Origin of the sequence: Glutamicibacter arilaitensis Re117, assembly GCF_000197735.1 — a bacterium.
Classification (GTDB): domain Bacteria; phylum Actinomycetota; class Actinomycetes; order Actinomycetales; family Micrococcaceae; genus Glutamicibacter; species Glutamicibacter arilaitensis.
Window position 1 is genome coordinate 1,316,479 of record NC_014550.1, and the last position, 24,205, is coordinate 1,340,683.

General features: G+C 60.5%; 21 protein-coding genes and 1 tRNA gene. 17 read left to right on the forward strand and 5 right to left on the reverse strand.

From position 1 onward, the window contains the following. The first annotated feature begins 11 nt into the window (after positions 1-11). From AARI_RS06515 to AARI_RS06565, 11 genes are all read left to right on the forward strand, one after another. Positions 12-908: a ParA family protein gene (locus tag AARI_RS06515; RefSeq protein ID WP_013348536.1), complete on the forward strand. Its 897-nt coding sequence runs from the start codon at positions 12-14 to the stop codon at positions 906-908. Then, positions 908-1,810, forward strand: a complete 903-nt coding sequence (locus tag AARI_RS06520) for a segregation and condensation protein A (protein ID WP_013348537.1) — start codon at positions 908-910, stop codon at positions 1,808-1,810. The genes AARI_RS06515 and AARI_RS06520 overlap by 1 nt, the downstream gene beginning before the upstream one ends. Further along, complete coding sequence (gene scpB / locus AARI_RS06525; protein WP_013348538.1) at positions 1,803-2,393, forward strand: SMC-Scp complex subunit ScpB; 591 nt, start codon at positions 1,803-1,805, stop codon at positions 2,391-2,393. Before AARI_RS06520 ends, scpB begins: the two co-directional genes overlap by 8 nt. A gap of 101 nt (positions 2,394-2,494) precedes the next feature. Continuing rightward, positions 2,495-3,616, forward strand: coding sequence for a pseudouridine synthase (locus AARI_RS06530; protein WP_013348539.1), 1,122 nt, complete (start codon positions 2,495-2,497; stop codon positions 3,614-3,616). A gap of 3 nt (positions 3,617-3,619) precedes the next feature. Next, on the forward strand, positions 3,620-4,720 hold the full coding sequence (locus AARI_RS06535; protein ID WP_013348540.1) for a prephenate dehydrogenase: 1,101 nt from the start codon (positions 3,620-3,622) through the stop codon (positions 4,718-4,720). Beyond that, on the forward strand, positions 4,702-5,397 hold the full coding sequence (gene cmk, locus AARI_RS06540; protein WP_049862586.1) for a (d)CMP kinase: 696 nt from the start codon (positions 4,702-4,704) through the stop codon (positions 5,395-5,397). The genes AARI_RS06535 and cmk overlap by 19 nt, the downstream gene beginning before the upstream one ends. A 65-nt stretch (positions 5,398-5,462) precedes the next feature. Next, on the forward strand, positions 5,463-6,995 hold the full coding sequence (gene der / locus AARI_RS06545) for a ribosome biogenesis GTPase Der (RefSeq protein WP_013348542.1): 1,533 nt from the start codon (positions 5,463-5,465) through the stop codon (positions 6,993-6,995). Positions 6,996-7,096: 101 nt separating this feature from the next. Beyond that, positions 7,097-7,173, forward strand: a tRNA-Pro gene (locus AARI_RS06550). A 97-nt stretch (positions 7,174-7,270) separates the two neighbouring features. Then, positions 7,271-8,113 carry a PhzF family phenazine biosynthesis protein gene (locus tag AARI_RS06555; protein ID WP_013348543.1) on the forward strand — a complete coding sequence of 281 codons (843 nt, stop codon included), beginning with the start codon at positions 7,271-7,273 and terminating at the stop codon, positions 8,111-8,113. 209 nt (positions 8,114-8,322) lie between these two features. Next, complete coding sequence (gene abc-f, locus AARI_RS06560) at positions 8,323-10,029, forward strand: ribosomal protection-like ABC-F family protein (protein ID WP_013348544.1); 1,707 nt, start codon at positions 8,323-8,325, stop codon at positions 10,027-10,029. A 242-nt stretch (positions 10,030-10,271) separates the two neighbouring features. Continuing rightward, positions 10,272-12,161 (forward strand): FAD-binding monooxygenase, encoded by a 1,890-nt coding sequence (locus tag AARI_RS06565; RefSeq protein WP_013348545.1) that lies wholly within the window; start codon positions 10,272-10,274, stop codon positions 12,159-12,161. A gap of 239 nt (positions 12,162-12,400) precedes the next feature. On the opposite strand, the gene AARI_RS06570 is transcribed toward AARI_RS06565, so the two are convergent. Further along, positions 12,401-12,763 carry a DUF488 domain-containing protein gene (locus tag AARI_RS06570; protein WP_013348546.1) on the reverse strand — a complete coding sequence of 121 codons (363 nt, stop codon included), beginning with the start codon at positions 12,761-12,763 and terminating at the stop codon, positions 12,401-12,403. A 267-nt stretch (positions 12,764-13,030) separates the two neighbouring features. Here AARI_RS06570 and AARI_RS06575 point away from each other — a divergent pair, with 267 nt between their 5' ends. The 4 genes from AARI_RS06575 to AARI_RS06590 all read left to right on the forward strand — a co-directional run bounded on the left by AARI_RS06575 (position 13,031) and on the right by AARI_RS06590 (position 15,671). Beyond that, positions 13,031-13,483 carry an FHA domain-containing protein gene (locus AARI_RS06575; RefSeq protein ID WP_013348547.1) on the forward strand — a complete coding sequence of 151 codons (453 nt, stop codon included), beginning with the start codon at positions 13,031-13,033 and terminating at the stop codon, positions 13,481-13,483. 74 nt (positions 13,484-13,557) lie between these two features. After that, on the forward strand, positions 13,558-14,313 hold the full coding sequence (gene ftsR / locus AARI_RS06580; protein ID WP_013348548.1) for a transcriptional regulator FtsR: 756 nt from the start codon (positions 13,558-13,560) through the stop codon (positions 14,311-14,313). 40 nt (positions 14,314-14,353) lie between these two features. Further along, the gene (locus AARI_RS06585) at positions 14,354-14,836 is read left to right on the forward strand and encodes a bifunctional nuclease family protein (protein WP_013348549.1); all 483 of its coding nucleotides are present in this window, start codon (positions 14,354-14,356) and stop codon (positions 14,834-14,836) included. Between the two features lie 241 nt (positions 14,837-15,077). Beyond that, complete coding sequence (locus AARI_RS06590; protein ID WP_013348550.1) at positions 15,078-15,671, forward strand: MerR family transcriptional regulator; 594 nt, start codon at positions 15,078-15,080, stop codon at positions 15,669-15,671. Between the two features lie 99 nt (positions 15,672-15,770). Here AARI_RS06590 and AARI_RS06595 read toward each other — a convergent pair whose 3' ends face one another. Then, positions 15,771-16,586, reverse strand: a complete 816-nt coding sequence (locus tag AARI_RS06595; RefSeq protein WP_041649532.1) for a ParA family protein — start codon at positions 16,584-16,586, stop codon at positions 15,771-15,773. Positions 16,587-16,937: 351 nt separating this feature from the next. Here AARI_RS06595 and AARI_RS06600 point away from each other — a divergent pair, with 351 nt between their 5' ends. Both AARI_RS06600 and AARI_RS06605 read left to right on the forward strand, forming a co-directional pair. Continuing rightward, the gene (locus AARI_RS06600; protein WP_013348552.1) at positions 16,938-20,390 is read left to right on the forward strand and encodes a pyruvate carboxylase; all 3,453 of its coding nucleotides are present in this window, start codon (positions 16,938-16,940) and stop codon (positions 20,388-20,390) included. A 103-nt stretch (positions 20,391-20,493) separates the two neighbouring features. After that, positions 20,494-21,036, forward strand: coding sequence for a hypothetical protein (locus AARI_RS06605; protein WP_013348553.1), 543 nt, complete (start codon positions 20,494-20,496; stop codon positions 21,034-21,036). On the opposite strand, the gene AARI_RS06610 is transcribed toward AARI_RS06605, so the two are convergent. The 3 genes from AARI_RS06610 to AARI_RS06620 form a co-directional block, all read right to left on the reverse strand. Beyond that, a complete protein-coding gene (locus AARI_RS06610; RefSeq protein ID WP_013348554.1) occupies positions 21,009-22,820 on the reverse strand; it encodes an AMP-dependent synthetase/ligase in 1,812 nt (603 codons plus the stop codon). The two genes, AARI_RS06605 and AARI_RS06610, sit on opposite strands and share 28 nt — an antisense overlap. 113 nt (positions 22,821-22,933) lie before the next feature. Continuing rightward, positions 22,934-23,368: a hypothetical protein gene (locus AARI_RS18525; RefSeq protein WP_013348555.1), complete on the reverse strand. Its 435-nt coding sequence runs from the start codon at positions 23,366-23,368 to the stop codon at positions 22,934-22,936. Continuing rightward, positions 23,365-24,138 carry an alpha/beta hydrolase gene (locus AARI_RS06620; protein WP_013348556.1) on the reverse strand — a complete coding sequence of 258 codons (774 nt, stop codon included), beginning with the start codon at positions 24,136-24,138 and terminating at the stop codon, positions 23,365-23,367. Before AARI_RS06620 ends, AARI_RS18525 begins: the two co-directional genes overlap by 4 nt. Positions 24,139-24,205: the final 67 nt, after the last annotated feature.

Below are 24,205 nucleotides of genomic sequence, written 5' to 3' on the forward strand. Positions count from 1 at the left end.
GTTTACCCATCGTGAGCGAGGAACAGGGAAATAAGCACCGCGGGGCGGGAATGCTCAAGGAGCCTCGTCCGGTGGGTCCAACTGGCAAGCCATTGACCGATTTCCCCGTGCCAGCACCGTTGCCTTCGCACGGTCCGGCACGTGTGATTGCCATGGTGAACCAGAAAGGTGGCGTCGGCAAGACGACCTCCACCATCAACTTGGCCGCTGCGCTCGCCGAATACGGGCGCAAGGTGCTGCTGGTCGACTTTGACCCGCAGGGTGCGCTGTCTGCCGGTTTCGGCACCAACCCGCATGAAATGGACATCACCGTCTACAACGTGCTGATGGACCGCAAGGTGAAGATCACCGACGCCATCGTGAAAACCGATGTCGAGAACATCGATCTGCTGCCGGCCAACATCGATTTGTCCGCCGCCGAGGTGCAGCTGGTCAACGAGGTCGCCCGCGAGCAGGTGCTTGAACGCGCGCTGCGCAATGTCATCGACGACTACGACGTGGTGCTCATCGACTGCCAGCCATCGCTGGGTTTGCTGACCATCAACGCGCTGACCGCTGCGCACGGCGTGATCATCCCGCTGACCGCAGAGTTCTTCGCCCTGCGTGCGGTGGCCCTGCTGATGGAAACGATCGACAAGGTCAAGGACCGCCTGAACCAGGTCCTGGAGCTGGACGGCGTAGTAGCCACCATGTACGACGCCCGCACTCTGCACAGCCGCGAGGTCATCACCCGACTGGATGAGGCCTTCGGCGACAAGCTTTTCGAGACGGTCATCAAGCGCACCATCAAATTCGCTGATGCGAATGTGGCTGCCGAGCCGATTACTTCCTATGCAGCAAACCATCCAGGCGCCGAGGCTTACCGCAACCTGGCCCGCGAACTGATTTGGCGCGGTGGTGCCCCGTAATGAGCACCACGCTCAGCGAAGAAACCGCCACCGATTCCACCACGCCAGCAGAAGCTGAGCAGGAATCGGCTGGCGGTTTTCGCCTTGCCCTGCAGAATTTCAACGGGCCCTTCGATGTGCTGCTGCACCTGATTACCAAGCGCGAGCTGGATATCACCGACGTAGCCCTGGCCGAGGTCACCGATGAATTCATCGCCTATCTGCGCGAACTGCAGGCTTCCAGCGCCGCCGATGGCAGCGACGGAATGAAAGTGCTCGATGAAACCACCGAATTCCTGGTCGTCGCCTCCACGCTGCTGGATTTGAAGGCCGCCCGTTTGCTGCCGCGCGGCGAGATGGCCGATGAAGAGGACTTCGAGCTGCTTGAGGCCCGCGACCTGCTCTTCGCCCGGCTGCTGCAGTACAAGGCCTTCAAGCAGGCCGCCGAATTCTTGGGCGAACGCTATATGAGCGAAGGGGCGCGCCACCCGCGCGAAGTCTCGCTGGAACCGCAGTTCGCCGCCTTGCTGCCCGAGCTGGTATTCAATATCGGACCCGATGCGCTGGCGGCAATGGCGGCCAAGGCCTTGGCGCCGAAGCCTGAACCCGCCACCGAGGTGGGCATCGGGCATCTGCACGGAGCGAATGTCACCATCGCCGAAGAGGCCGAGACGATCACCGCCATGCTTGAGTCCCGCGGCACCCTGGCTTTCACCCAGCTGGTGGCCGATGCCGATGGGCAGCTGGTGGTGGTCGTGCGTTTTCTGGCATTGTTGGAGATGTTCAGGCAAAAGGCGATCAGCTTTGCGCAGGAAGATCCGCTGGGGCCATTGCTGATTTCGTTGATTCAGGAGTCGAGTTTCGATGCGCAGGCGGTGCAAGATGACTATGAGGGCAGTAGTGGTGAGGTGAATCATGAGTGAGTTTGCACCCATTGACCAGTTGCCAGGAGGCCTGGAATCGGGTCTTGAAGCGGTGCTGATGGTCGCTGATATCCCCGTATCTTCGGCACGTTTAGCCGAAATCTTCGAGGTCCCCACGGCTAGGATTGCCACCGCTTTGGAGAACCTCGCTACCGAGTATGATGGTAAGGATCGCCCGCGCGGATTTGAACTGCGTCGCGTCGCCTCCGGGTGGCGCTTCTATTCGCGGGCCGATTACGCCGATTTCGTCTCCAGTTATGTGCTCGACGGGCAGACAGCACGCCTGTCACAGGCCGCCCTAGAAACCCTGGCTGTCATCGCTTACCGACAGCCGGTCTCGCGTGGACGTATTTCGGCGATTCGAGGTGTCAACGTCGATTCAGTGGTGCGCACGCTGCTCACCCGCGGATTGATCACGGAGTATCCGGAAGTTGGAGATGGCGGAGCGACGCTGTACCAAACCACCGAATACTTCCTGGAACGACTGGGGCTGGGCTCGCTTGATGAGTTGCCTGCGCTGTCCCCGTATCTTCCCGGGGTGGCCGATCTCGAGTCGCTCGATTCGGCAACCTACGACGACTAGGTAGCTGCCAGCCGGCAGCTACACCGGATAAACTACGCGTGAAGCCCCAGAACTGGCGGGCTCGCGCAGCGAACACGTAACAGCAAGGGACACAGGCAAGCATGAGCAGGGGATCATCCTCCGGCCGCAACGATCGCGGCAACAATTCAAACTTCGGCGGCAAGCCAGCAGGCGGCCGCAACAACACCGGCGGCAAGTCAGGTGGCAAGAGCTACGGCAAGCCCGGCGGCGCAGGCCGCCCAGGTGGCAAGTCCTACGGCGAAAAGTCCTATGGCGAGAAGCCTTACGGCAAGTCCGCTTCGGGCAAGCCAGGGGAGAAGTCGAACTCCGCCAAGCGCAACACCTCGGCACCACGGAAGAACTCCGAGCGTGCCTTCGGCAAGGAACGCTTCGGCAACTCCGTGCCAACCAACTACGCACGCCCGACCCAGCGCGCTCGCGCCCAGGCCCGTGCCGAAAACCAGGCGCACCGCGAGCAGCATGGTGAGCAGCAGGACGGCATCCGCTTGCAGAAGGCCATGGCCAACGCCGGCGTAGCATCGCGCCGCGTCTGCGAGGAAATGATCCTCGAAGGCCGCGTCGAGGTCAACGGCAACCTGGTTGTCGAGCTCGGCTCCCGCGTGGATCCTGCCAAGGACCGCATCCACGTTGATGGCATGCGCATCCAGATGAACCAGGCCAACCGCTACTTCGTCTTCAACAAGCCGAAGCACGTGATGTGCACGATGGATGACCCTGAGGGTCGTCGCACCATCGCCGACTACTTCAAGAACGAGCACCACTCGCTGCGCTTGTTCCACGTCGGACGCCTGGACTACAAGACCGAAGGCGTCTTGATCCTGACCAACGACGGTGAGCTGGCCAACCGCCTGCAGCACCCGAAGTACGAGGTTCCCAAGACCTACCTGGTGCAGATCCCCGGCCCGCTGCCACGCGCAGTAAGCAACCAGCTGCGCGAAGGCGTCAAGCTGGAAGATGGCTGGATCAAGGTCGATGACCTGAAGATCATCGCGACCACCCCGAAGCACGTGATGGTCGAAGTGACCTTGCACTCGGGCCGCAACCGCATTGTGCGCCGCATGTTCGACGAAGTGGGCCACCCGGTCCAGCGCCTGGTGCGCGTGGCTGTGGGTCCGGTGCAGCTGGGCGACCAGAAGCAGGGCACCATCCGTTCCCTGGGCAACCAGGAAGTCGGACATCTCATGGCCATGGTGGGGATGTAACCCATGCTTTCCTCTCACCTTGCAGGCCCGGTGCTGGTCATCGGCACCGGCTTGCTGGGCACCTCGGTGGGATTGGGCTTGCGCGCCAAGGGCGTGCACGTCTACCTGTCGGATATTTCGCCGACCGCTGCCGGGGTAGCCCAGGACATTGGTGCCGGGACGCTGCTGGAGCACCAGCAGATCGCCCCGGAACTGGTCGTCATCGGCGCCCCGCCGGATGTCACCGCCGCCTTGGTGGGCGACGCGCTGCTGGCCTACCCGAATGCAACCGTGGTGGATATCGCCAGCGTCAAGGGCTCCATCCTGGCCGGCGTGCTGGCCGATGAGCGCCTGGGCCAGAGTGACACCTCCCGCTATGTGGGAACGCACCCGATGGCAGGGCGAGAGAAATCCGGTCCGGCTGCGGCCCGTGGCGAGCTGTTCACCTCCATGCCGTGGGTCATCTGCGCCCATGAGGGTGCCGAAGCTTCGCGGGTGAAGGCTGCTGAATCGCTGGCCATCGACTTGGGCGCGACCATGCACCGCATGTCCGTGACCGAGCATGATGAGTCCGTCGCGCTGATCAGCCACTTCCCGCAGGCGGCCAGCTCGATGATCGCCTCGCGGCTGCTGAATGCCGAAGGCCACCAGCTGGCCTTGGCCGGCAACGGGCTGCGCGACACCACGCGCATCGCGGCCAGCGACGAGAAGCTGTGGATCCAGATCTTCTCGCACAATGCCGCCGCGCTGGTGCCGATCCTGACCGGGATGAAGGATGATCTGGACCGGCTGATCAACACGCTGCAGAACCCGCAGGGCCCAGGCGCCCTGCTGGATCTTTCGCAGCTGATGACCGAAGGCAACGCCGGCAAGGCCAGGATTCCTGGCAAGCACGGCGCCCCGCCGCAGGCTTTTGCCCTGGTCACCGTGCTGATCGATGACCGTCCCGGGCAGATCGCGCAGCTGCTGACCGAAATCGGCGACGCGCAGATCAACATCGAAGACTTGCGCATGGAGCACTCCGCCGGCCACCAGGTCGGCATGGTGGATGTTTCGGTCGTGCCCGGCCGGCGCGATGAACTAATTGACGTATTGACCAAGAACGGATGGAAAGTAGCCCAGTGAGCACCTTGAACAACGACAAGCTCGTTATCGCCATCGACGGACCTAGCGGTTCGGGCAAGTCCTCGGTCTCCAAGGCCGTGGCCCGCAAGCTGGGCGCAGCCTACCTGGACACCGGCGCGATGTACCGTGCGATCACCTACTCGGTGCTCGCCGACGGCACCGATCTGTCCGACGCCAACGCCATTGCCCAGGCAGTGCGCGATGCCAAGCTGTCCATCTCGCTTGATCCGGATGCTGAACTGGTGCAGATCGGCGGCGAGGATGTTACCGCTGCGATCCGCGAGCCGCGCATCTCCGAGCAGGTCTCCACCGTGGCCACCAACCTGGACGCGCGTGCCGAACTGGTCCGCCGCCAGCAGCAGATCATTGCCGAGAACACCCGGATCGTGGCCGAAGGCCGCGACATCACCACTGTGGTGGCACCGGATGCCGATGCGCGCATCTTGCTGACCGCTTCGGAAGAGGCCCGGCTTCGCCGCCGCGGCCTGCAGCTCGGTGGAACCCAGAACGAGTCGCAGCTGGCCACCCAGGTGCTGGCGCGCGACGCCAAGGACTCCACCGTAGTGAACTTCACCCAGGCAGCCGATGGGGTCATGACCGTTGACTCCTCGGACCTGGATTTTGAACAGACCATCGACGCGGTGCTTGACGCAATCAGCACCGCAACGAAAAACTAGCCTAAAGCTGGTGCCCATCCTCGGCGAGAGCCGATGAAGATTACGATCGCTGTGAAGGGAATATCATGAGCGAGAACAACTCCACCCACGACGAGGAATACATCCCCGTTGGAGACGACGATATCGCCGAGCGCCTGGCCGAACTGAGTGAGGAAGAGGCTGCGGTTCGCGCCCAGGCTCTGCTCAGCGGACTGGAAGACTACGAACTGGACGAAGAGGACTCCGCCCTGCTTGCAGGACTGGACTCCTTCGATGACGATGATGAAGACGTTGTCATCCCGCCGGTCCTGGCTGTTATCGGACGCCCCAACGTGGGCAAGTCCACCCTGGTCAACCGCATCCTGGGCCGCCGCGAAGCGGTAGTCGAAGACACCCCGGGCGTGACCCGCGACCGCGTGTCCTACTCCGCCGAGTGGATGGGCCGCCCATTCACCATCGTTGATACCGGTGGCTGGGAGCATGATGCCAAGGGCATCCACGCTTCGGTGGCCGACCAGGCAGAAATCGCCGCCGACGTGGCCGACGCCATCCTCTTCGTGGTCGACTCCCATGTGGGAGCAACCGCAACCGATGAGGCTGTGGTGAAGATGCTGCGCAAGAAGGGCAAGCCGGTCTTCCTGGTAGCCAACAAGGTCGATGACTTCAACCAGGAAGCCGAAGCCGCCGTGCTTTGGGGCCTGGGCTTCGGCCAGCCATGGCCAGTCTCGGCCCTGCACGGCCGCGGCACCGCCGACCTGCTGGACGCTGTCATGGAGAAGCTGCCGGCCCACTCGGCCTTCGGCGGCATGATCCCATCGGGCGGTCCGCGCCGCGTCGCGCTGATCGGCCGTCCGAACGTGGGCAAGTCCTCGCTGCTGAACAAGGTCGCAGGCTCCGAGCGCGTGGTCGTCGATGAGTATGCCGGCACCACCCGCGACCCGGTCGACGAGCTCGTCGAGCTGGGCGGAGAAATCTGGCGCTTCGTGGATACCGCAGGCATCCGCCGCCGCCAGCACATGGCAGTCGGTTCGGACTACTACGCTTCATTGCGTACCCAGACCGCCTTGGAAAAGGCTGAAGTCGCCGTGATCCTGCTGGCTGCGAACGAGATCATCTCCGAGCAGGACGTGCGCATCATCCAGCTGGCTATCGAGGCCGGACGCGCGATGGTCATCGTCTACAACAAGTGGGACGAGGTGGACGAGGACCGCCGCTACTACCTGGACCAGGAGATCGAGCGCGACCTCGCGCACATCGAATGGGCCCCGCGAGTGAACATCTCGGCGAAGACCGGCTGGCACAAGGACAAGCTCGTTCCTGCGCTGAACACTGCGCTGGATTCTTGGGACAAGCGCATTCCGACCGGCAAGCTCAACGCCTTCCTGGGCGAGCTCGTTGCAGCCCACCCGCACCCGGTGCGCGGCGGCAAGCAGCCTCGCATCCTGTTCGGCACCCAGGCTTCGGCCCGTCCGCCGCGCTTCGTGCTGTTCACCACCGGCTTCCTGGATCCGGGTTACCGCCGCTTCATCACCCGCCGCTTGCGCGAGACTTTCGGTTTCGACGGCAGCCCAATCGAAGTTTCGATGCGAATCCGCGAGCGCCGCGGACGCAACCGCTAAATTTCGAATCTGCCCCTTCACTTGGTGTAGGGTAAGAATGGAGCTTTTCGCAGACGGCACCCTTGGTTCTCACGACTTGGGGATAACGGCTGCGAGGGCATCGGGCTATGGCGCAGCTTGGTAGCGCGCCTCACTGGGGGTGAGGAGGCCGTGGGTTCAAATCCCGCTAGCCCGACCAGCTCAAGGAAAACCCCGTCGAGATTCTCTCTCGGCGGGGTTTTGCCGTGCCCGCCCGAACACTTCATTCCCGATGGCTATTTTCCAGAAACGGTCCAATGCAACGCAGATTCCAGCAGGTCGATGTCTTCAGCACCACCGCGTACAAGGGCAACCCGCTAGGCGTCGTGCTCGACGGGCAAGGCCTGGATACCGCCTTGATGCAGGACTATTCGCTCTGGTCCAACCTCTCTGAGGTCACATACGTGCTGCCAGCCAACGACGCGCGGGCCGATTACCGTTTCCGCATCTTTGCACGCGAGCGCGAATTCCCCTTTGCCGGGCACCCGGCCTTGGGCACGGCGCGTGCCTGGCTTCATGCCGGAGGAGTGCCGCGCGATCCGAAGCAGCTGCTCGCAGAATGCGAAGCAGGTTTGGTGCCGATCAGAATCGAGGGTGAAACACTTTCCTTTGCCTCGCCACCGGCTGTTCGAACCGGAGCAATCGCCCCGCACGAGCTGGAGGAAATGATCCAGATCCTGGGCATTGACCCGCAGCAGATTGTGGATTCGCAGTGGACGGATAACGGGCCGGGGTGGGCTGCGGTGCTGCTGGAAAACTCGCAGCAGGTTTTGGGCATCGAACCACAGATCCCCAATAAGCCCGGCCGCTGGAAAATCGGGGTCTTCGGCGCCCTGCCGCAGTCGTCGGCACCGGAAAAATTCGAAGTCCGAGCCCTGGCCGTTGAAAACGGCGCGTTGCGTGAAGATCCCGTCACCGGAAGCCTGAATGGTGCCGCAGCCCAATGGCTGATCGACGCTGGGCACGCTACCGCGCCATTTGCCAACCGGCAGGGTGTGAAAGTGGGACGTGATGGACAGGTGAAGCTCAGTGTTGCCGATGGCCAGCTTTGGGTTGGCGGGACGGCGAGCGTCCTGATTGAGGGCAGCATCGAGCTGTAGTGCACGACACCTTGCCTGTTGTGATGCCCCGGCCTTAGCCTTGAATAGTGGGCACGTTAATTCTTGGATTCCATTTCCTCTAGGTAATAGCCAGCGTTGAGCTTCGCTCCGCTGACGCCATCTTCATTGCACCTTTGTGGTGCCCGCAAACCACCAGCACCGCGCCGGCCCGGATTACTCGGCGAACCGGTGCTAGGCAGGAAATTCCCATGACCCAGTCCCAAAATATCCACCAGGCTGCACAGCACGAGAGCGAAATCGAACCTGACTACGTCTGCTCACTGCAAAATATCGCGGTCAGTTTCGGTGAACGAGACGTATTGGCCGGAATCGACCTGTCAATTTCCGGTACCGACAGCATTGCCGTACTCGGCGATAACGGCTCGGGCAAGTCCACGCTGATGCGCGTGATCGCAGGTAACCTCGTGCCTGATCGCGGGCAACGGAAGATGAACGCACCCGGTGCCGTCGCCTATGCTGCGCAGAACCCGAGCTTCGCTGCGGACATGAGCGTGCAGCAGGTGATCGATTCCTATCATCGGCGCTTCCGCGAACTCGAAGGGCTGATACGCGTCATTTCGGCCAAGCTCAAAGACGCGCCAGAGCCTGTCGCCGAACGCTTGATGAAGCAACTGCAGCAGGTTACCGACCTGTATGAGGCGGCCGACGGATATTCGCTGGCCCCGCGCCTGGATAGCGCCTTGGAGCAGCTGGGCCTAGGCGATCTGGACCGCCAGCGCCTGGTGTCCCAGCTTTCGGGCGGACAGAGATCACGGCTGTCGCTGGCCTGTGTCCTGTGCTCAGGCGCGCAGCTGATCTTGCTGGATGAACCAACCAATGACCTGGACCAGAGCGCGATGAACTGGCTGGAACGCACAGTGCACAAGCATCGCGGTGCGCTGGTGCTGATCAGCCATGACCGAATGTTCCTCAAGCGTTTTGCCCGCACCATCGTGGAGGTCGCCGACGGGGCAATCACGCACTACGGCAATGGCTATGACGGATATCTGCATGCCAAAGAGCAAGAACGCACAGCGATCCGCATCGCGTACGAAAATTGGGTGCAGGAGCTCGAGCGTTCGCAGAACTTGGTTGATAAGTATGCTTCACGCGTCAGTGCCATTCCACGCAAGCAGGAGAAACCTGGATTCGGGCATGGAAATTTCCGGGCCCGCGATTCCAGCCACGGTTCCACGTCCAAGATCCGCCAAGCAAAATCCCGGATCGAAGACCTCGAAACCCACCGAGCACCCGAACCAGCTGCCCAGCTGTCCTTCCGCCTGCCCAGCAGCGACGAAAACCAAAGGAGAGGTGAAACCCTGCTGCGGGTGCGCAAAGCCCAGCGCGGTGCCGAGCCCAAGCTGTCCACCGCAAGCTTCGAGATCAAGCTCGGTGAACGCTGGCTGGTGACCGGCCCGAATGGGGCAGGGAAGACTTCGCTGCTCAAAATTCTTGCCGGAGAACTAGAAATCACTGACGGCGGCATTGAACGCACCGCTAACCTGCGCCACGGTTGGCTGCGCCAAGAAGTCAGCGCCCTTCCCGGCCAGAGCCTGATTGAGGCTTTCGCCTTGGCCACCGACCAATACGTTCAGGACGCGGCAGCTTCGCTGGCGCCTCTGGGATTGTTCGCGCCTGAAGATTTCCGGCGCCACCCGATGGCGCTCTCGGTGGGCCAGCGCCGCCGCTTGGAGCTGGCTATTGCAGTGAGCACCAAGGCCCAGCTGCTGTTCCTGGATGAGCCGACGAACCATCTGTCCCCGGCCTTGGTCGAGCAGCTGGAAGATGCGCTTTTGAATTATGCCGGCACGGTGGTGGTCGTCAGCCATGATCGCCGGTGGCAGCAGAAAATGCGCGAACACGGGCAGGTGCACCGCTTGGGCGTCAAGCATGGCGTGGTGGAAGTGATCAAGTAGGAGCAAGCAGCTTGCACGATTGAACTGACCAGTACGGTGGGTGGCCCCGGCAGAACCAGCATGGTTTTGCCGGGGCCTTTCGTGTCTTCCAAGACGCAGCGTTGCGCCTGCTGGATCACTGCTGCTTGTGCCCGAGTTCACAAATTCTATATGATGAGTGTGCGATAAAAGATCATTGCGTTCTAATATCGAACAATGCCGTTATTGACTGAGGTCACGATAGGGAATCGGGAGATGGAACTGTGCAGTTTCACCACAATGGATACGTTTCAGCAGATCCGCGAGTAGAACCAGCAGCCGGAGCGGGCATCGACCGTCCCTCCCAGATGCCGGATGTCATGGACGTGCTGATCGTCGGCGCAGGTCCAGCGGGCATCATCACCGCCGCCCAGCTCTCGCAATTCCCTGATGTGCACACCCGCATCATCGACCGCCGCCCGGGCCGCCTTGAAATCGGCCAAGCCGATGGCATCCAGTCACGCACCGTAGAAACTTTCCAAGCGTTCGGGTTCGCAGAGCAGATAACTGCCGAGGCGTACATCATCAAGGAAACGACCTTCTGGAATCCCGATCCACAGAACCCGGAACGCATCATCCGCACCGATCGCACCCCAGATGATCCCACCGGTGTCAGCGAATTCCCGCACCTGGTGGTCAACCAGGCGCGCGTCATCGACTACTTTGCCCAGTTCGCGGCGAACTCGCCTGCCCGCACGGTGCCCGACTACGGCTGGGACTTCAAGGAACTTTCCGTAGAAGAAGGACAAGAGTACCCGGTTAAGGTCACCCTGGTCGGCTGCGGCGAGGACAACGAAGGCCTCGAACGGGTCGTGCGTGCCAAGTACGTGGTCGGTGCCGATGGAGCGCGAAGCAATGTCCGACGCTCGATCGGCGCGAAGCTCTCGGGAGACAAGGCCAACCACGCCTGGGGCGTCATGGACACCCTGGGGCTGACCAACTTCCCAGATGTGCGCACCAAGTGCGCCATCCACTCCAAGGCCGGCTCAATCCTGCTGATCCCACGCGAAGGCGGGCAGCTCTTCCGCCTCTACGTCGACTTGGGCGAAGTGCCAGAAGGGGACAATGGCAAGGTCCGCGAAACTCCGCTGGAAGAAATCATCGAGCGCGCCAAGGCGATCCTGAACCCCTACTCCCTGGAGGTCAAGGACGTTGCCTGGCATAGCGTCTACGAAGTAGGCCACCGCCTGGCCGACCGCTTCGACGATGTGCCGGTTGAAGAAATCGGCACCCGCGAACCACGTGTCTTCATCACCGGCGATGCCTGCCACACGCACTCGGCCAAGGCTGGCCAGGGCATGAACGTGTCCATGCAAGACGGCTTCAACCTGGCCTGGAAGCTGGGCTACGTGCTTTCGGGGCAGGCCCCGGACAGCCTGCTGCGCACCTACTCGGATGAGCGCAAGGTGATCGCCAAGGACCTGATCGATTTCGACAAGAAGTGGTCCTCCATCATGGCTGCCACTCCTGAGGAACTGGTAGGCCAGGAAGGTGTTGCCGAGTTCTACGTGCGCACCGCCGAATTCCCTGCCGGCTTCATGACCGAGTATGCAGCTTCGGAGCTGACCGCTGGCAAGGACCACCAGGAACTGGCCGCAGGGTTCCCTATGGGCAAGCGTTTCCGTTCCTCGCAGGTCATGCGCGTCGCTGACGTCAACCCGAAGCACCTGGGGCACCACCACCGTGCCGATGGGCGCTACCGTATCTACGTCTTCGCCGACCAGCAGCCGGTGGGGCAATTCGAACAGTTGGCAGAGCTCTCGCGCTGGCTGCTGGAAGACGAGCAGTCGCCAGTAGTCCGCTTCACCCCGAAGGGTGCCGACGCTGACGCGCTGTTCGACATCAAGGTGATCTACCAGCAGGATTACACCACGATGAACGTCAACGACGCACCGAAGGTGTTCCGTCCGAACGTCGGCCAATTCGGTCTCATGGACTACGAAAAGGTCTACACCGCATTGGAAGATTCCGACATCTTCGACGAACGCCAGGTCTCGCGCGAAGGCGCGATCGTGATTGTTCGTCCGGACATGTATGTTGCGAACATCCTGCCATTGAGCGCGAGGGATGAACTGGCTAGCTTCTTCGCACCAATCATGCGCGAGCAGGCCTAGGCCTATTCCCGGGCTAAGCCCGGATACGCGACAGGCGCCACGACTAGCTCGTGGCGCCTGTCGGCGGTTTACGCAACGCCGCAGGCCGGGAATATCTTTTCGGCACATCAGGTTGGACCATGTAGGAGCAAGCAACGCAACGCGGGAAGGCCGGTGCATGGACCAGGAATTCAGCTTCGATCTGCAGCAGATCGTCGAATCAGACATGATCTGCGCTGATGGAGTGTGCTTTGTGCCGCCTACGAGCCAGTCAGCTGCTCAAGAAGATAGTCACGAAGCACCACAGCGTGATTGATCTGTTCATTCTTTGCGCCGAAAACCAAAGTGACCACTGGATGCTGGTCGAGGACTTCTAGGAACTCATCGACGCCAGGGTTCTGGTTCAGTTCCTTGCGGTAATAGGTAGCGAATTCCTCGAAGCGGTCTTCATCGTGGTCCCAGCCCTTGCGCAAATCAGTGCTCGGCGCGATGGACTTGGCCCACTGGTCCAGCTGCAATTTGATCTTGCTCTGCCCGCGCGGCCAGAGCCGATCCACCAGCACCCGGTAGCCATCAGCGGCGCTGGGCTCCGCATAGGCCCGTTTCAGAAGTATCTTCGTCATGAGTCACCTGCAAGTATCTGATTCTGCCTTGCATCGAATTCCATTGTGCGAAAGGATCGATGCGTAGGTGATAGGTCTGCTTATTCGTCTCTAATGTCATCTTTGCACACCGCCATTGCCTTGCATCGGAAAATAAGTGCTTTTCTGTTATCAGTTGGGCAGTGAGTAGGCTAATCTGTAAATAGTTTGGTATTACTGACGGTGCCAACGTAGAACACAAGGTCGTTACGCACGAACTGTTAACAGAATTTTCTGGAGGACCCCACAATGTCGGAACATCGGCCGGTTGACCCGAACAACGAGTCTGCCTCTGAGACGACCAATATCGCTCTTCCTGCGGTGCACAAGGGTTCTGAACCTTCGGTCATCTACACGCTGAGTGAAGATGAGAAAAACGCAGTCCAGGCGCTTCCAGCAGGTTCTGCGTTGCTGATTGCTCATTCCGGTCCCAACAAGGGCGCGCGTTTCTTGCTGGATACCGACCAGAGCATCGCAGGCCGCCACCCGAACGCAGATATCTTCCTGGACGACGTCACCGTATCCCGTCGTCATGCAAAGTTCTCCCGCGAAGGGGAGCGTTTCACCCTCAGCGACATCGGCTCGCTTAACGGTACCTACATCAATGGCGACCGTATCGACGAAATTCCACTGAGCACTGGTGTACAGGTTCAGATTGGCAAGTTCCGCCTGAATTTCTACCAAAGCGTTCCGAACCTTTAAGCTAGTAGAGTTCAAGGTTTTGTCCGCCGGCGTCGAGCACGCCGACATATCCATACATCCGAGGTGTAGACCCTTTGCCGATCTTCGACGCAGCCCGCAGCCCACGACTCGAGGCTTCACGCCACGAGACCGTCCGGCAGGCCGCTCTGAATATCGGCGAAGTGCTCGCGGAACTCAAGAATGAATTCCCGCGCGTCACCGCCTCCAAGATTCGCTTCTTGGAAGACAAGGGCCTGATTATCCCGCAGCGTACCTCTGCGGGGTATCGCAAGTATTCCGCCTCGGACGTCAGCCGCTTGCGGTTCATTTTGTCGGTCCAACGCGACCAGTACCTGCCGCTGAAGGTCATCAAGGACCATCTTGATGCGGTAGACCGTGGCGAAGCACCCGCAGCATTGCCTGGGGGAGCGCCCGTCGCGCCGCAGGCGGTCGATAACGACATGGCTGAGGCAGTGGAGCGTAAAGCCCGTTCGGTGTCGCTGGCTGAGCTGCAAGGCCTAACAGGCTGCAGCGAAGAGCTTGCCAGCGAACTGGTCAAGTTCGGCCTGATTGAACCGGTTGCAGGCTTGTTCGATGCCAACAGCATCGAAGTCACCAAGTCCGCAGTTGAATTGGCCAGCCACGGCGTTGAACCACGCCACCTGCGCCAGTTCCGAACCGCAGCAGATCGCGAATTCTCGCTGATTGAATCAATTGTCGGCAATGAACTTAAAAAGCCAGAGGTTTCGGCTCGCGCCCGTGCGGCAGAAGAAGCCCAAGAGATCTCGCGCCAGTGCTTGAAAATCCACGAAGCCCTAGTGCAACGTGCTATTTCGCAACTAGATCGCTAGGCTGAAATCCAACAGGCAACCACAACTCTAAGGGGCTAGCATGCTGGAACTGGAGTTTGCCGGAATCCGTATTCAACTGCCGGCGAATCAGCCGCTGTTGCTGCTCAGGTACCCAGAGCAAAATCTCTACCTTCCGCTGTGGATCGGTGCACCTGAAGCTTCCGCCATCGCGATGTCCGAGCAAGGGCTGACTCCGCCCCGGCCGATGACCCATGATCTGTTGATCAGCGTCTTGGAAACCTTGGGCGTGGAACTTGAACGGATTGAAATCGTCTCGGTGCATAACGCCGTATTCGTCGCAGAGCTCGTGCTGTCCAATGGCAAGCGCGTAGATTCTCGTTCCTCGGACGCAGTGGCACTGGCCGTGCGCGCCCAATGCCCCATCATGTGCGCAGAGGATGTTCTGCAAGAAGCTGGGGTCAGCATAGAAACTGAAACGGAGGGCGAAGAAGCGCCCGAAGAGCAGTTGCGCGAATTCCGAGAATTTCTGGACAATATCGATCCCGAAGATTTCTCTTCTTAAACTTCAAGCTATTAATTCCTGGAAAATATCGCCTTGAATTGGGCAATTCCAGCAGCGCCCGCGACACGCCTTAAAGTTAAGCTTGAAGGTCTTTGACCATTAGCGGTTATCGCCGTACCGTCTTTGCATAGGGACATTTACCAAGAGCTGTTTTCTGATCGTCATCACTCGCATCCGCACGGTTCTAAATCAGTCCCTGAATACTCGTTTAGAAACGTGCTGACACGCAAGGAGCAATTGGATGGAGTCACGCCAGACGGGACCTCACTATGGGGTCGATGGTGGCAATAAGCAATCCAGCACGCAAGGATTGCTCTTCACCGATGACCTGCCTGAGCTCGATGAGCATGCCGGGTACCGTGGTCCAATTGTGTGCAAGGCTGCAGGGATTACCTACCGCCAGCTCGACTACTGGGCACGTACCGGCCTGGTAGAGCCTGCCGTGCGTGGAGCCAAGGGCTCTGGCAGCCACCGCCTGTATTCATTCCGCGACATCCTCGTGCTCAAGGTAGTCAAACGACTGCTGGACACCGGCGTCTCGTTGCAGCAGATCCGTTCGGCCGTTCTGCACCTGCGTGAACGCGGCGTAGAAGACCTAGCCCAGATCACCCTGATGAGCGACGGCGCCTCGGTGTATGAATGCACCAGCGCCGATGAAGTCATCGACCTGGTCCAGAAGGGCCAGGGAGTCTTCGGCATTGCCGTAGGCCGTGTCTGGCGCGAGGTTGAAGGATCGCTGGCTCAGCTGCCTTCGGAGAGCTCAGTGCAGCAAACGCTGCCAGAAGATGAGCTTGCCGCCCGCCGGGCTGCCAAGGCCTCCCGCAACGTCGGCTAGGACCTGAAGCAGGAAACAAGATAAGAACTTAAACAATTGACCGGATCTTCCATAAATGGAGGATCCGGTCAATTTTTACGTACTGATGAATTCTGCGGCTTAGGTGTTGTTCGGACCAGCGGCCGACAAGACTTCCTTGAGCAGCGCATCGAACTGGGCCAGCATTGGTGCGGTGGCCTTGGAAGGCCACTGGTGTACCGAGTAGGCAGCACCTTGGATCTGCTGCCATTCCGGGTGCTCAGGGATCTCGGGCTTGACCATGGAGTCGCCGAACATCTGGCGCATCTCACCGAGGCGGAAGGTATGTTCTGCCGAATCCTTGCGAACACGGTTGGCGACCACACGTACTGGGCCCAGGGAAGGAGCGAACTCGCGGCGGAACAGTTCCAAGGCACGCTGGGTGCGCTCGGTACCGGCTACGGAGAACAAGCTTGGCTCTGCGACCAATACAAGCTGATCCGATGCGCTCCAAGCCATGCGGGTCAGGCCATTCAGCGATGGAGGGCAGTCAATGAGTACCAACTGGTATCCACTGGTGCGGCTCAGGAGCTGGGAAAGGCGGCGCAAATCGCGGGTGCGCAGGTCCGGCCGGTCGTAGATGCCGGTGTAGGCGTCGCCAACGGCAACGTCAAGTACTGGAATGCGGGTGCGGGATTTCTTCTCTGCTGCCTTGGACTGCCAAGCGCTGGCGACAACCTGATCCTGCAGGCGTGCGCGACGAGCGTTCTTGAGCATCTGCCCAATAGGCTGCTTGCCATTAGCTCGGACTCCAAGGCCAGTGCTGGCATCCGCATGGGGATCCAGATCAATGACGAGAGTTGGAATGCCGGCGGCAAGTGCTGCTGAAGCCAATCCGAGTGTTACGGAGGTTTTTCCTACGCCACCCTTGAGGCTGCTGATGCTCACTACGTGCACGGACCAGACCACGCCTTTCACTGTTCGTTAGTTTAAACGTCCCACCGAATTTTTAGTCTCTCATCATCATAGTGTGCCGACCGGTATTTCACCGACTTTGCAACGTCTGTTTTTGCCATTAGAACCAAGTTAGTGATTAAAACTTCAAGAGGCACTTATATTTCTTGTGGTCTGACCACATGGCGAAATGTTTGGACGTTCTGCCGAATGGACGTGTACTGTAATTTGCAGAAGCAGCAAAGCTTGCTGTTTTTCGAGACCCGGCACGCTGTAGCGACGGGCATGCACTTGATGGAAACAGTCTTGAAAGTGCCGTTGAGCCAGCGTGTAATGATTCGATGTAGGGACACTATGTTTGAAAAGATCTTGGTCGCCAACCGCGGTGAGATTGCAATTCGCGCTTTCCGTGCCGGCTACGAGCTTGGTGCAAAGACTGTTGCTGTCTACCCGCATGAAGATCGCAATTCCATTCACCGCCAGAAGGCCGCAGAGGCCTACCAGATTGGCGAAGAGGGCCACCCGGTCCGCGCCTACCTGGATATCGACGAGATCGTCCGCGTTGCCAAAGAAGCCGGCGCAGACGCAATTTACCCAGGCTACGGTTTCCTCTCGGAAAACCCTGACCTAGCACGAGCAGCCGCGGCAGAAGGCATCAAGTTCATCGGTCCAAAGGCGGACGTGCTTGAACTGGCCGGCAACAAGGTAGCTGCACTGAAGGCCGCTCGCGAAGCAGGGATTCCAGTTCTGGAATCCTCCGAGCCAAGCGATGACGTTGACTTCTTGATCGCAGAAGCTGACCGCATCGGCTTCCCGATCTTCGTCAAGGCAGTTGCCGGCGGCGGTGGCCGCGGCATGCGCCGTGTCGACAAGCGCGAAGACCTGCCAGAGCTGATGGGCGCAGCAATGCGCGAAGCCGGCACCGCGTTCGGCGACCCAACCGTCTTCCTGGAGCAGGCAGTACTGCGCCCGCGTCACATCGAGGTGCAGATCCTCGCCGACGAGCAGGGCAACATCGTTCACCTGCACGAGCGCGACTGCTCGCTGCAGCGTCGCCACCAGAAGGTCGTGGAAATCGCTCCGGCGCCGAACCTCGATGAGTCGATCCGCCAGGCGCTGTTCCGCGACGCCGTGAAGTTCGCACAGACCCTGGGCTACCAGAACGCCGGCACCGTGGAGTTCCTCGTGGACACCGTGGGCGAGCGCGCCGGCCAGCACGTGTTCATCGAAATGAACCCGCGCATCCAGGTTGAGCACACCGTAACCGAGGAAGTCACCGACATCGATCTGGTGCAGGCGCAGATGCGCATTGCCTCCGGCGAGTCGCTGAAGGACCTGGGCATCAGCCAGGACACCATCCAGGTACGAGGCTGGGCCTTGCAGTCCCGCATCACCACCGAGGATCCAGCCAACGGCTTCCGCCCGGATGTTGGAACCATTACCGTATACCGTTCGGCTGGCGGCTCGGGCGTACGCCTGGATGGCGGCACAATCTACACCGGCGCCGAGGTTTCCCCGCACTTCGACTCGATGCTGGTCAAGCTCACCTGCCGCGGCCGCGACTACGCAACCGCTGTAGCCCGTGCTCGCCGTGCGCTGGCCGAGTTCCGCGTGCGTGGCGTAGCTACCAACATCCCATTCATCCAGAACGTACTGGGCGACCCGCAGTTCCTGGCCGGTGACGTCGCTACCGACTTCATCGATTCCCGCCCGGATCTGCTCACCGGCAACGAGTCCCAGGACCGCGGCACCAAGGCGCTGAACTTCCTGGCCCACGTGACCGTGAACCAGCCAAATGGCGAGCGTATCGAGGGCATCGACCCGCGCAAGAAGCTTCCTACCTTCCCGGGCGACAAGTCCGACGAGCCAGAGCGCTCGCCATTCGATGGCCCATCCAAGGCCGCAGTCCCAGCCGATGGCTGGCGCCAGAAGCTTCTGGACCTAGGTCCAGAAGGTTTCGCCAAGGCCCTGCGCGAGTCGAAAGCTGTGGGCATCACCGACACCACCTTCCGCGATGCGCACCAGTCGCTGCTGGCAACCCGTGTGCGTACCCGCGACCTGCTCGCGGCCGCACCAGCCTACGCGCACAACGTGCCGCAGCTGTTCTCCATGGAAGTCTGGGGCGGAGCAACCTACGACGTATCCCTGCGATTCCTGGGCGAAGATCCATGGAAGCGCCTGGAACTGCTGCGCGCCGAACTGCCTAATATCCCGCTGCAGATGCTGCTGCGCGGACGCAACACCGTGGGCTACACCCCGTACCCAACCGAGGTTACCGACGCTTTCGTGAAGGAAGCAGCGGCAGCGGGCATCGACATCTTCCGCATCTTCGACGCGCTCAACGATGTCTCGCAGATGGCTCCGGCCATCAAGGCCGTACGCGAAACCGGCACCGCGGTAGCTGAAGTGGCCCTGTGCTACACCGGCAACCTGCTGGATGCCAACGAGAAGCTGTACACGCTGGACTACTACCTGAACCTGGCCCAGCAGATCGTCGACGCCGGCGCCCACATCATCGCGATCAAGGACATGGCAGGCCTGCTGCGTCCGGCCGCCGCGAAGAAGCTGGTCACCGCGCTGCGCGAGCGCTTCGACCTGCCGGTCCACCTGCACACCCACGACACCTCCGGCGGACAGCTGGCTACCTTGATGGCAGCCATCGAAGCCGGTGTGGACGCGGTAGACGTGGCCAGCGCGGCCATGGCAGGCACCACCTCGCAGCCTTCGGCTTCCGCTCTGGTTGCGGCGCTGGAGTTCACCGAACGCGATCCAGACCTGTCGCTGGATGCAGTGGCTGCGCTGGAACCGTACTGGGAAGCAGTACGCGCCATGTACAAGCCATTCGAATCCGGACTGCCAGCCCCAACCGGTCGCGTCTACCAGCACGAAATTCCAGGCGGCCAGCTCTCGAACCTGCGCCAGCAGGCCATTGCGCTGGGTCTGGGCGAGCGTTTCGAAGCCATCGAGTCGATGTACGCTTCGGTCAACGACATGCTCGGCAACGTGGTGAAGGTGACCCCATCTTCCAAGGTGGTCGGCGATCTGGCCCTGCAGCTGGTCGGCTCCGGAGTTCCGGCAGCTGACTTCGAAACGAACCCGCAGAACTACGACATCCCGGACTCGGTCATCCAGTTCCTCTCCGGAGAACTGGGCAACCCTCCAGGCGGATGGCCAGAACCGTTCCGCACCAAGGCACTGCAGGGACGCAACGTCAAGAACCACATCGAGGACCTCTCGGCAGAGGACCTGGCGGCATTGCAGGCTGACTCGGATACCATCCGCGGCACCCTGAACCGCCTGCTCTTCGCCGGTCCAACCCGTGACTTCGAGAAGTCGGTGGAGAACTACGGCGACCTGTCGGTACTCCACACCCGCGACTACCTCTACGGTTTGGTTCCAGGCTTCGAGCACGTCATCTCGCTGGGCACCGGTGTCCGCTTGCTGGTCAAGCTGGTCTCGGTTTCGGAAGCTGACGAAAAGGGCCTGCGCACCGTCGTGGTCAACCTCAATGGCCAGTCCCGTCAGGTCAAGGTCCGCGACGAATCGGTGGAATCCACCGTGAAGTCCGCACCTAAGGCTGATCCGAAGAACACCGGCCACGTGGCTGCGCCATTCGCTGGTGCGGTGACCGTGAACGTACAGGTCGGCGATTTGGTGGAGGCAGGACAGTCGGTTGCCACCATCGAAGCGATGAAGATGGAAGCTGGAATTACCGCTAACGCCGGCGGCGTAGTCAGCCAGGTAACCCTGGATGGCACCAGCCAGGTACAGGGCGGCGATCTGCTTCTGGTTATTGACCCGAAGTAGTTAGCAGCTGCACCGAAGAGCACAGGGGCTCGTGACTGCGGTTGCGGGCCCCTGCGCTCTGCCATATTGGATTTCTGCGAACCACAAAGACCAAGGAGCTGTGATGCGCGCAAGCAAAACGAACCCCGCTGCTGTGCCAGCGGCGCTGAAGGAACAAGCTGCCCAGCTGCCTTCCAAAGCCCAATCGATCTCGGTACTGGTCTTCACCCTCGACACACATCTGCCGTTCTGCGAAATTGCAGAGCACCTGGCTGAGCAGTTCACCGAACTGGAGCTCACCGCCCAGGTAGGTATGGCCGGACCGCAGCGAGTGAAGTCGGTACTGGAAGGCAAGTTCACCGGGGTCGACGTACTGGTCGTGGTGGGGGATACCAGCAGCGAGTCCGAGGACCGGCTCATGGAGCTGGTTGAATGGCTGCTGGCAAATGGACGCAGAGACCTGGCGGAGAACCTGATCTACGCGGTGCTCGGCCACGAGTACCAGAACCACGCCACCTCGGCCTTCAGCCGTGTGGTGCTGCCGCGCAGCTACTATGCCCGGACGCAGCAAAGCGGCCTCAAGTTGCCTTGGGCCGCTTCAGCTCGCGAATCTTGGGAGCTGGCTAATGCTGTCGTGGACTATGCCTTCGGCTTGGGCGCCGAGTAGATCTCTTCGATTACTGCTTCAAAGTCCTTGAGCACTACTGCACGCTTGATCTTCATCGAGGGAGTCAGATGACCGGTTTCCTCGGTGAAGTCAGCAGGCACAATCCGGAAGGACTTGATGGCTTCGGCCTTGGACACCGAGGTGTTGGCCTTGTCGATCACTGCCTGTACGGTTTCGAGCACCTTTGGATGAGTTGACAGTTCCTCCAGCGAGAGCTTGGCATCGAGCTGGTGGCGTGAGAGCCAACCTGTCAAGGCTTCTGGATCCAAGGTCACCAGTGCAGAAATGAACGGACGGCCTTCACCGACCACCACGCACTGGGAGACCAACGCGTCGGCACGGATCTGGTCTTCAAGCAGCGCAGGAACGACGTTCTTGCCGCTTGCAGTGACGATGATTTCCTTCTTGCGTCCGGTGATCTTCAAGAAGCCATCGGAATCCAGCTCGCCGATGTCTCCGGTGTGGAACCAGCCATCGGTAAAGGTTTCCTCCTGCAGCTCCGGGCGGTTGCGGTAACCGCGCATCACGCACACGCCCTTGGCCAGGATTTCGCCGTCTTCGGCTATGCGCACGGCGTTGCCAGGCAATGGCTTGCCCACGGTGCCGATCTTGATGCGGTCCAAGGCGTTTACCGAAATCGGTGCGGTCGTTTCGGTCAGGCCGTAGCCTTCCAAAATGGTCACGCCAATGCCGTTGAAGAAGTGGCCCAGGCGTTCGCCCAGCGGGCCGCCGCCGGACACTGCATGGCGGATGTTGCCACCCATCGCGGTACGCAGCTTCTTGTAGAGCAGGGCATCGAACAGCATGTGCTTCAGGCTCAGTACCAGCGGCACCTTGCCCTCCTGCTGGGCGCGGGAGTAGGCTACGGCGACGTCAACGCCGGCATGGAAGATCTTGCCCTTGCCGCCGTCTTCGGCTTTGAGCATGGCCGAGTTGTAGACCTTTTCGAAAACGCGTGGCACCGCGAGGATGAAGTTCGGCTTGAACGACTGCAGGTCATCGAGCAGGTGCTTTACATCCGGGGTGTGTCCGGTGCGGCAACCGGCGGCAACGTTGAGAACCGAGATGAAGCGGGCGAAAACGTGGGCCAGCGGCAAGAACATGATGGTCGAGGCGCCAGGGTAGACCGCTTCGGGCAGGGTAGCGACAGCATTTTCTGCCAGCTCCACGAAGTTGCCGTGGGTCAGCTCGCAGCCCTTAGGCCGTCCGGTAGTTCCAGAGGTGTAGATGATCGTGGCTACGTCATCAAGGGAATTGCTCGTACGGTGGGTTTCCAGCTCTTGGTCTTCAATGTTGCGTCCGTCTTCGGAAAGCTGTTCCAAGCCGCCCTCGAACTGCCAGACATGATCTAGTCCATCCAGCTGTTCCTGGTGCGCGGCGCGACGCACTACTGCTTCGTGTGCGGCGGCTTCAACGACAACTGCCTTGGCCCCGGAATCGGAAACGATCCAGGCTACTTGGCTAGGGGAGGAAGTTTCATAGATGGGGACGGTCACGCAGCCGGCGAACCAGATAGCGAAGTCAACGAGGCTCCACTCGTAACGGGTTTTGGCCATCAGCGCGATGCGGTCACCGGGTTCAATGCCGTTGGCGATGAAACCCTTGGCGATTGCTCGGGCATCGGCAGCGAACTGCGATGCGGTGACATCATTCCACGTTCCATCGGACCCTGGCTTAGAGAACAAAGCCGGGTTGGCGGCTGAATTCGCGTGGCGTAGTAGCAGATCGGTAATATTCGACTGCTGAGGCGAATGAATGCGAATTGGCGAGCTGTATTCGCGCATCTGGTCTTCAACTCCTGAAACTTCGTGTGACCCCATTGGCAATGACGGGTAATCCGCATCACATATTTATTACTACAGAGTAACCTACAGTATTTTCAATTCAAAGTCGTTTTCTAGACTTGAGCTCCATCATCTCCCGGATCTCGCTCGGTGGGAAGACGTTTGAGCAAGTACGCGATGCCAAGCAACGCGACGATGGCTAGGCCAAAGTAAATGAATCCGGGAGCTGAGCGGAAGAACAGCACACACAGGAGCAACCCGAGCGGGCCTCCGGCGGCGACGACCCAAGCAAGATTGAGCATCGGGTCACCTGAACCCAGCGCTGCCGGCTCCTGTGGAACGAATTCTTCCGGGGTATCCTCGGCCACGTAATCGCGCGGTCCGCGCATTGCACCGGGCCCGGTGTTGAACAACTTCTCCAGCTGAGCCGCACGCTCGGCGGCACTGGGTTCGCGCGGTGTATTGGAATCGAGCTGCCGGAAATTTTCGACCAGCTCATCCCACTGCGGATCTTTCCGGCCTGAAGGCTGCGCATCTTCGGGATTCATGGGCGCTCCTGCTTAGGCTTATGTTCCGCTGCGGCCAGTTGTGCGAAGAATCGAGCCGATTCGTGGAAAATCTGTTCGGCGTCGTAGTCCAAGGTGGCTACGTGCTTGGAATGCAGCAGCATATGGTGCTCGGCCAGGGTGCCTGAGTTCAACCCTTCGACCAGTTCGTGCACCGAACGCTCGGAAACCACGTTGTCAACGGTCGATCGGAAGAGCTGCACCGGAGCGTCCACCAATGCCAAGCGGCGCCGGGTCTGTGCAAAGAGCGAGTGCAATTGGGCCACTGCCGCAACCGGCGTGCGTGGGTAGGCACCCTCGGTGACACCGCGCTTGGCAATGTCATCGCTGATCGGGGCAACACTGCGCACCACATGCTTGAGCCACGGTGTGTAGGGGGCGACGGGGGAGTCCACGACCAGGCCCGGGTTGACCAGCGACACCCCGGCCACATTGCGGCGAGTTGCCAAATGCAAGGCCAAGGCCCCGCCCATGGACAAGCCAGCGGCAAACACCCGTTCATGGGTCTGGGCCAGCAGATCATAGGCCTGTTCGGTGGCATGGATCCATTGGCCATAATCGCAACCGATCATGTCCTTCCACTGCGTTCCATGACCGGGCAGCAATGGGATAGCCGTATCGAACCCGGCCTGCTCCAAAGAGCTGGCCCAGGGCTGCATAGAAATAGGAGAACCGGTGAAACCATGGATCAGTAGCACCGCATCGGAGCGTTTTCGCCCCTCCGGTGCAATATCTTGTGTATCAAGTTTCATCGTGCCCCTCCAAAAATCTGCATTCACCTTCGAGCGTAGTGCACAATTGGATGGTGCGGAGTGTACT

Excerpts from the sequence above, each read along its gene's own strand:
- AARI_RS06600 (WP_013348552.1), top strand. The coding sequence starts at position 16,938 with ATGTTTGAAAAGATCTTGGTCGCCAACCGCGGTGAGATTGCAATTCGC.
- AARI_RS06520 (WP_013348537.1), top strand. The coding sequence starts at position 908 with ATGAGCACCACGCTCAGCGAAGAAACCGCCACCGATTCCACCACGCCA.
- AARI_RS06605 (WP_013348553.1), top strand. The coding sequence starts at position 20,494 with ATGCGCGCAAGCAAAACGAACCCCGCTGCTGTGCCAGCGGCGCTGAAG.
- AARI_RS06620 (WP_013348556.1), bottom strand. The coding sequence starts at position 24,138 with ATGAAACTTGATACACAAGATATTGCACCGGAGGGGCGAAAACGCTCC.
- AARI_RS06570 (WP_013348546.1), bottom strand. The coding sequence starts at position 12,763 with ATGACGAAGATACTTCTGAAACGGGCCTATGCGGAGCCCAGCGCCGCT.
- abc-f (WP_013348544.1), top strand. The coding sequence starts at position 8,323 with ATGACCCAGTCCCAAAATATCCACCAGGCTGCACAGCACGAGAGCGAA.
- scpB (WP_013348538.1), top strand. The coding sequence starts at position 1,803 with ATGAGTGAGTTTGCACCCATTGACCAGTTGCCAGGAGGCCTGGAATCG.
- AARI_RS18525 (WP_013348555.1), bottom strand. The coding sequence starts at position 23,368 with ATGAATCCCGAAGATGCGCAGCCTTCAGGCCGGAAAGATCCGCAGTGG.
- AARI_RS06610 (WP_013348554.1), bottom strand. The coding sequence starts at position 22,820 with ATGCGCGAATACAGCTCGCCAATTCGCATTCATTCGCCTCAGCAGTCG.
- AARI_RS06590 (WP_013348550.1), top strand. The coding sequence starts at position 15,078 with ATGGAGTCACGCCAGACGGGACCTCACTATGGGGTCGATGGTGGCAAT.
- AARI_RS06530 (WP_013348539.1), top strand. The coding sequence starts at position 2,495 with ATGAGCAGGGGATCATCCTCCGGCCGCAACGATCGCGGCAACAATTCA.
- der (WP_013348542.1), top strand. The coding sequence starts at position 5,463 with ATGAGCGAGAACAACTCCACCCACGACGAGGAATACATCCCCGTTGGA.
- AARI_RS06535 (WP_013348540.1), top strand. The coding sequence starts at position 3,620 with ATGCTTTCCTCTCACCTTGCAGGCCCGGTGCTGGTCATCGGCACCGGC.
- AARI_RS06555 (WP_013348543.1), top strand. The coding sequence starts at position 7,271 with ATGCAACGCAGATTCCAGCAGGTCGATGTCTTCAGCACCACCGCGTAC.
- cmk (WP_049862586.1), top strand. The coding sequence starts at position 4,702 with ATGGAAAGTAGCCCAGTGAGCACCTTGAACAACGACAAGCTCGTTATC.
- AARI_RS06575 (WP_013348547.1), top strand. The coding sequence starts at position 13,031 with ATGTCGGAACATCGGCCGGTTGACCCGAACAACGAGTCTGCCTCTGAG.
- AARI_RS06585 (WP_013348549.1), top strand. The coding sequence starts at position 14,354 with ATGCTGGAACTGGAGTTTGCCGGAATCCGTATTCAACTGCCGGCGAAT.